The following is a 2,436-nucleotide window of genomic DNA, read 5'->3' as shown; positions in this document are numbered from 1 at the left end:
ATCGCGTAGGCCTTTGACGATGTTTTTAACTTCCGTGGCGGATTGTTTTCCTAGGTCTTGCCAGTTGATGTCTCTTAGGTATTTAACTGGGTCGCCTTTGCCGACTTTTCTTTGGGTAAAAAGCCGCAGCACGGCAAGCGCAGCCGAGAGGGATTCTCGGTATTTTTTAAGATGACTTTGTCTATTGACCTCTATTTAGCCGATTCTGAATATTGACATTTTGGTGCTCAGACTGGTTGAGCTATATCAGTTTCAGGCTGAGCAACTCAGTTTACCCGAAGTTTGGCTAGAATTTTCCGGCAGTTTTGCCCTGCGATGCACACATCGTACCGTGCGGCACTACGCCTCTTAGTCTCTATCCACAGAACTGCTAAGGGTGTAAAACAAGTCAACACCCTTGGGTAAGCCTAGAAGCACGTATGGAGGATATATCCAGATTCAGATTAGGTTACTAAGCTCTCAAATTATTGAGAAGTTCATTTATATCTCTTGAAACATATATAAAAGCTTCTGGTGAATCAAGATCTTCTTCCACATTCACGAAGATTATAGGTGGATTTGAATGATCAATATTAAAATTATAGGCAAAAAAGTTGCCAGTACCTCCGGCATCAGCAATAGGAAAGATATTCGGATATAAATCTTTCCATTTATTAAATTTTTCCAGAGCACTATATAGCATGTGTTCAGAGGAACAATTTTCTAAAACGTGAAATAACGGTCCTAACGGTACGGGTGCTAAGTCACCTGATTCAATTACCTCTTTAGATGGTACTAACCCCTGCTTGTCAACTATAAAAGATTTGTAATCAGCAGGTAGTATAAAACCTATAATGGCCTCTATAGTTGAGATCTCATTGCTCGAGATACCTTGCAAAGGAGGATCTACATATTCTTCCCAAATTATATTCACTTTTTGCTCCTTGTTACTTTTTATAGCCTCCACCCCAAATAGACATTCCTCCAGTATGGGGCACGAAAGCGTCGTGTCCTATTTGATTGAATCACAACAAGTGTCACAATACAGCGTTATTCATGCTGCTTAATAGCGCCACGTACCATAGAAGCCATATCAATGATTTCCATATCACCCATGTCGGCAATTAAATTCAAATGGGCAAAAATATCGCACTTTTCAATATTCTTGACTTTTTTCTCGCCACCCATAAATAAAAATGGTGCAAAGCCGTACACTTCATCGGCATTGAGTGGCCCATGTTTTTTTAATGTCGCAGGAAAAAGAGGTTTCCCTTGGTTATTTTTAATATCAAGTCGCTCAGGGTCTTGAAGCGCTATAAAATCTTTTGCGGTTTGGTTAGCCTTACCAGCTGCAATATCTTGCTGGCTCCCTTTTTTTGTTCGCATCCAATTAAGGTAGGGACTGATTTCTAGAGAATGTCCAGTTTTCTCCCCGTAGAGTTTTAAATTTCCCCATGCATTTCGCGCTATAACATAATAGATATCATCTTGCTCAAACGGGGTATCTTCTAAAAATCGGTCAAGGATGTCTTGATAATCCGCGGGGTTTGTCAGCCAAAATAAGCCATCGGCAAAACCGCTGAAGCCGAGTATTTGCCAGTATTCAAGTAGCTGATCAGGCAGCTTACCTCGATACGCTTCTATATCAGCGGTAGTCGCGGGTACAATTGTTGTTGGTTGGCCAAATTCGCTTAAAAAAAAGGCTAAATCGTCATCATTCGTCTCTATCATGGGTTCTCTACTTTACTTTTTGTTTAACGGGCAGCGCTCAAGTTGAATGTTCAACTTAGCATCTGGGCCATATTCTTTAAATGCTTTTTCAACTTGTTCATCCATTAATTCCACGCGTGTTTTATCCCCTTTTTTACTTCCTATAGGTGCTTTAGCCCACTGCGGACCTATAGATTCATTAACCCTTTTATCGCCCAGACGAGTAACCTTATCATAACCGCCAGCGCCCATATCAGGGTCGTGTAATGCATGTAAATTTTTCATAATTTCTGTTGTTCTTTGCGCGGCTAATTCTTTTGCTTCAGTACGTGATTTGTTTCTACCGTATGATTCTTTTAGTGACTCAAATAAATCTGATCGGAACTCCTCCCTATAATCATTTTGAGCAGTTCCAGTCCCCTTACGCTTCATATTTCTGTATCGATCGCGGTTTTCTCTGTATTCACCAATGGTTAAATCATTTAAGCCTTTTTCTTGATTCTTAAGCTGCCTTGCGTAATTATGCTCTAAAGCACGTAAGTCGCCCTTATGTTTTTTCCTTAAGTTATCACTTGGTTTAAAACAGGGGACCTTGTATGCTTTCATGCCTGCTTTGAGAGGGTGCAACCCTTTCCCTCCCGGTAACTCATTCCCTTTTGGCGGCTCCAATTCATCGGCCTTGGCTTTGGTGGGCTTGTCGGTAACGCCTCGAATTGGTGGTTGGCCTTGATACTCATCCAGTGCTTT

3 protein-coding genes are annotated in these 2,436 nt (G+C 41.2%); all 3 read right to left on the bottom strand.

The genetic code is table 11. The annotated features are described in order from the left end of the window. Window positions 1-451: 451 nt before the first annotated feature. Complete coding sequence (locus MHN32_RS23415) at window positions 452-913, bottom strand: SMI1/KNR4 family protein (protein ID WP_239422967.1); 462 nt, start codon at window positions 911-913, stop codon at window positions 452-454. 116 nt (window positions 914-1,029) lie between these two features. Beyond that, complete coding sequence (locus MHN32_RS23410; protein ID WP_222242539.1) at window positions 1,030-1,710, bottom strand: GAD-like domain-containing protein; 681 nt, start codon at window positions 1,708-1,710, stop codon at window positions 1,030-1,032. A 12-nt stretch (window positions 1,711-1,722) separates the two neighbouring features. Beyond that, on the bottom strand, window positions 1,723-2,436 hold a 714-nt coding region (locus tag MHN32_RS23405), incomplete at its 5' end, for a polymorphic toxin type 15 domain-containing protein (RefSeq protein ID WP_239422966.1).

The sequence above is a fragment of the Pseudoalteromonas sp. Of11M-6 genome (assembly GCF_022347905.1).
Taxonomy (GTDB): Bacteria; Pseudomonadota; Gammaproteobacteria; order Enterobacterales; family Alteromonadaceae; genus Pseudoalteromonas.
This window is presented reverse-complemented; position numbering and strand designations above follow the sequence as displayed.

Bases quoted from the DNA above. Each gene is read 5' to 3' on its own strand.
- MHN32_RS23410 (WP_222242539.1), bottom strand. From the start codon at position 1,710: ATGATAGAGACGAATGATGACGATTTAGCCTTTTTTTTAAGCGAATTT.